Origin of the sequence: Shigella sp. FC1544, from assembly GCF_001722145.1 — a bacterium.
GTDB classification, from domain to species: Bacteria; Pseudomonadota; Gammaproteobacteria; order Enterobacterales; family Enterobacteriaceae; genus Escherichia; species Escherichia coli.
Genome location: NZ_MECT01000153.1, coordinates 1 through 4,492, shown reverse-complemented (window position 1 = coordinate 4,492; position 4,492 = coordinate 1). Strand labels below are relative to the sequence as shown.

5 protein-coding genes, 2 tRNA genes and 1 pseudogene are annotated in these 4,492 nt (G+C 50.4%); 6 read left to right on the top strand and 2 right to left on the bottom strand.

Going from position 1 to position 4,492, the window contains the following annotated elements; translation table 11 throughout:
* From BGK49_RS09795 to BGK49_RS26225, 4 genes are all read left to right on the top strand, one after another.
* Positions 1-487, top strand: a 487-nt coding sequence (locus BGK49_RS09795; protein WP_146628127.1) for a site-specific DNA-methyltransferase, incomplete at its 5' end; no start/stop codon positions are given.
* A gap of 40 nt (positions 488-527) precedes the next feature.
* Positions 528-603: transfer RNA gene (locus BGK49_RS09790), tRNA-Ile, on the top strand.
* Positions 604-610: 7 nt separating this feature from the next.
* Positions 611-686 (top strand) — tRNA-Arg (locus BGK49_RS09785).
* A gap of 89 nt (positions 687-775) precedes the next feature.
* On the top strand, positions 776-886 hold the full coding sequence (locus BGK49_RS26225; RefSeq protein WP_046891796.1) for a DUF3927 family protein: 111 nt from the start codon (positions 776-778) through the stop codon (positions 884-886).
* Positions 887-1,438: 552 nt separating this feature from the next.
* On the opposite strand, the pseudogene BGK49_RS30985 reads toward BGK49_RS26225, so the two are convergent.
* Positions 1,439-1,564, bottom strand: a pseudogene (locus BGK49_RS30985) (hypothetical protein); the annotation flags it as partial.
* Positions 1,565-1,634: 70 nt separating this feature from the next.
* Positions 1,635-1,970: an anti-adapter protein IraM gene (locus BGK49_RS09780; RefSeq protein WP_000871291.1), complete on the bottom strand. Its 336-nt coding sequence runs from the start codon at positions 1,968-1,970 to the stop codon at positions 1,635-1,637.
* Positions 1,971-2,229: 259 nt separating this feature from the next.
* On the opposite strand from BGK49_RS09780, the gene BGK49_RS09775 reads away from it, so the two are divergent.
* Both BGK49_RS09775 and BGK49_RS09770 read left to right on the top strand, forming a co-directional pair.
* A complete protein-coding gene (locus BGK49_RS09775; protein WP_000874316.1) occupies positions 2,230-4,086 on the top strand; it encodes an SASA family carbohydrate esterase in 1,857 nt (618 codons plus the stop codon).
* 146 nt (positions 4,087-4,232) lie between these two features.
* On the top strand, positions 4,233-4,492 hold a 260-nt coding region (locus tag BGK49_RS09770), incomplete at its 3' end, for a transposase (protein WP_000567716.1).

Sequence of the window (4,492 nt, the reverse complement as noted above, 5' to 3'; positions counted from 1 at the left end):
GCACTGGTTCAGTGCCAGTCAGTGGCAGCTACCGAACGAAAGCGATTATCTGAAATTACAGTCGCTGTTTGCCCGGGTGGCAGAAGAGAAACATCAGCGCGGTGAACTGGAAAAGCCCCACCACCAGCTGGTGGATACGTATACGTCACTGAACCGGCAGTATGTGGAGCTGCAGAGTGAATATAAGCATCTGCGGCGGTATTTTGGTGTGACGGCGCAGGTGCCGTACACGGATGTGTGGACACATAAACCGGTGCAGTTCTATCCCGGGAAACATCCGTGCGAAAAACCGGCAGAAATGCTGCAGCAGATAATCAGCGCAAGCAGTCGTCCGGGTGACCTGGTTGCAGATTTTTTTATGGACTCAGGTTCAACGGTAAAAGCGGCACTGGCGCTCGGGCGTCGTGCGATTGGCGTTGAGCTGGAGACCGGACGTTTTGAGCAGACGGTTCGGGAAGTACAGGATTTAGTCAGCCAGAACGGATGATATTGCAGAATTAATTACGCGTCGTTATTATGCGGCTCCCGGCCCTTTAGCTCAGTGGTGAGAGCGAGCGACTCATAATCGCCAGGTCGCTGGTTCAAATCCAGCAAGGGCCACCATCACATACCGCCATTAGCTCATCGGGATAGAGCGCAGCCTTCGAAGCTGGTTGCGCGGGGTTCGAGTTCTCGATGGCGGTCCATTTATCGGTATTCTGCGTTGTTAGCTCAGCCGGACAGAGCAATTGCCTTCTAAGCAGCTGTGGTTGCACTCCTGTTGTTTCTGGTGGTGATGGTGGACTTCAGCAGCCGGATAATGTCGGTGCTGTCTGATGATGTTTTGGTGGCGGGTGTGGTGGTTGTTGCTTTCCCGTTGCTGAAAAAGAAAGCATCAGGCGATTAGCAGGGTATCAGTTACCCGTTGAAATTTTTAAATACCTCACAATTCCACAGCTTGATGATTGTCTGGCTGCCGGAGAATTTGTTAAAAATTACATCGCATGGTGAATCCCCCTCAGCGGCGGGGCATCTGGCAAAGTGTATGATCCAGAGAACATGCAAATTCAGTAGACAGGCTGAATTTACCGGGAGGCACCTGGCACCATGCGACAGACAGAAATTAGGCTATACTTCAGCCCCTCTCCGGAGGGGCTTTTCTGTGCAGGATGTGTCACAGTTTCCTGAATTCTGAGTACTGTCCTGTTACTCAGGGTGCTATATTTTCTGACGTGATGAAAGTCTGCCGGAAGGCGGAACGTATCGGAAATGACCCAGTAGAGAAAACGTTGACTCAGATACCGATGCTGAGTTACCGGGAAACCGGCATCACATGACCGCTATCCTTCCAGGCTCGCTCCGGCGGGCCTTTTTACTGCAGAAAACAGTTTTCCCGTAAAATGCTACGTTGCTCATAATTCAGGCTGGCGATTATTGTCTGGCCAGCGGGAAGTTTGTTAAAAAATTTCGCATGGTGAATCCCCCTGTGCGGAGGGGCAATCAGCGAGTAGGTATATGGGATAATCGCGGATTCAGGTGCTGGTACTGAATTCACCGGGAGGCACCCGGCACCATGCAATGGCACATAGCGCCACTCTCCAGCCCCTCTCCGGAGGGGCTGTTTATATTGATTTTGTCAGATGTGAGTAAACTCCTTATGGACTTTGTTGTTTTAGTCCATAAGGACATATTTGCAGAGTGCAACGGTTATTAAAGCATTCATTCAATACGTTATCTGTATTTGTAGGGCATTCCTGGCTGTTTTTGATTAAATTCCAGAATGTTTTATTGAATGGCACTACGTTGTAAATGGTTACAGGTAGCACTTTGTTATTGAGCATGATGCCTGTGTGAGTCAGTGTAAATATACTTTCAGGAGGTAAGAAAGCATCCGATTGATACCAGATTATTAATTTTATTTTACTCCATATGACTGAAAAAGATATTCCGCATGATGGCTGGATAACTGTATCAATCACAATCCACTTCATTTAGTTTCCTTGTTTATGTCTTGCTGGTGATGTTCTGAAAAGTATAAATGATATTTTTGATTGTAAACCATAGAGCAGAATTATTTTTCTGATGTTGTTTATTGTTTATTTAAATGCATGGTGGTTTATATCTCGTCTTGTAGTTTATCCATGCATATCTGCTTGATGATGAGGTTTTTATTTAAGGTATGGTTTTGTTTTTTTCTGTATTACATGTCAGGTATTTTAAAGAATCATTTTTCAGATGGTGGAAAGAACCATGGCATTTAAACACTATGATGTTGTCAGGGCGGCGTCGCCGTCAGATCTTGCGGAAAAGCTGACACATAAACTGAAAGAGGGCTGGCAGCCGTTTGGTAGTCCGGTGGCCATAACCCCTTATACCCTGATGCAGGCGATTGCAGCAGAAGGTGATGTGGTCGTCAGTGGTGCAACTGAGCCGGAGTGGTACTACGTCATCGTACTGGCCGGGCAATCCAATGCCATGGCTTACGGTGAAGGGCTTCCGCTTCCGGATTCTTACGATGCGCCCCACCCACGTATTAAGCAACTGGCCCGTCGCAACACAGTGACTCCCGGTGGTAAAGCATGCGCATTTAACGACATCATTCCGGCAGACCACTGCCTGCATGATGTTCAGGATATGAGCGCACTGAATCATCCGAAGGCAGACCTGAGCAAAGGGCAGTACGGCTGTGTCGGCCAGGGCTTACATATTGCCAAAAAACTGCTTCCGTATATCCCGAATAACGCGGGGATCCTGCTGGTACCATGCTGTCGTGGTGGTTCGGCATTCACCCAGGGCGCGGAGGGGACATTCAGTGCGGACACGGGGGCCAGCCAGGATTCGGCACGCTGGGGTGTGGGTAAACCGTTATATCAGGACCTGATCGCACGCACCAAAGCGGCATTACAGAAGAACCCGAAAAATGTGTTGCTGGCGGTGTGCTGGATGCAGGGCGAATTTGACATGAGCGCTGCCACCTACGCACAGCAACCGGACCTGTTCACGGCCATGCTGAAGCAGTTCCGTACTGACCTTTCCGGATTTAACGCGCAGTGCCATGGCGGCAGTGCTGCAGTTGTACCGTGGATTTGTGGCGACACGACGTATTACTGGAAAAACACATACGGCACACAGTATGACTCCGTCTACGGCGCGTACAAAAACAGGGAGAGCGACAACGTTTTCTTTGTGCCGTTCATGACCGACGGTAACGGCAACAACACGCCCACCAACTTACCGGCAGAAGACCCGGATATTGCTGATGCAGGTTATTACGGCGCGCAATCCCGTAGTAATGGTAATTGGGTATCGTCAAATCGTCCGACACATTTCAGTTCATGGGCGCGCAGGGGCATTATTTCGGATCGCCTGGCAACCGCTATTCTGAACGCAGTTGGTCGAACCAGCGCCTTCATCAGCGGTACCGCACCGGAGATTAAACCCTCGCCCGGCGGCGACACGCCATCGGGGCCGTCTGATGGTGACACATCCGTTCGTACAGTCTCCCTGCTGCCGACAGCCGGAGAGGCTGCTGCGCAGGGCTGGACCATCACCGGCGGCAGTGTTGCGCTGGAAGATGGTGTGTTTAAGGTTACCAAGCAGAGCAATAAAACCTGGTCCCTGATGCATCCGGTGGATGACGCAGTCTCCCTGCTGACACGGGGTGGCAGACTGAGCTGTAAGTTTCGACTGTCAGGCGCACTGACCAACAACCAGTTCGGTCTGGGAATTTATCTGTATACCGATGTAGCGTTACCTGACGTCGTGGCGATGACCGGGACTGGTAACCCGTTCCTGATGTCGTTCTTCACCCAGACCACAGACGGCAAACTGAATCTGATGCATCACAAGAAAGCCGGAAACACAAAGTTGGGCGAGTTCGGGAATTACAGTAACGACTGGCAGACGCTGGAGCTGGTGTTCACCGCCGGCAGTGCCACGGTTACTCCGAAACTGAATGGAGTGGCTGGCCCGGCATTCCAGGTCATAAAAGACAGTCTGACACTGGGGCTGAATGCGCTGACGCTGACGGATATTACCAAAAATGCAGCGTATGGCGTTGAGATAGAAAGTCTGGTGCTGGAGATAAATGCACCGGCATCATCATAAAAAGTGAGCCAGTCAAATGGAAGGTATCGTTAAACTCACCGGTAGTGTCAGTGGGTAGACTGGCCCCCTGAATCTCCAGACAACCAGTATCACTTAAATAAGTGATAGTCTTAATACTAGTTTTTAGACTAGTCATTGGAGTACAGATGATTGATGTCTTAGGGCCGGAGAAACGCAGACGGCGTACCACACAGGAAAAGATCGCAATTGTTCAGCAGAGCTTTGAACCGGGGATGACGGTCTCCCTCGTTGCCCGGCAACATGGTGTAGCAGCCAGCCAGTTATTTCTCTGGCGTAAGCAATACCAGGAAGGAAGTCTTACTGCTGTGGCCGCCGGAGAACAGGTTGTTCCTGCCTCTGAACTTGCTGCCGCCATGAAGCAGATTAAAGAACTCCAGCGCCTGCT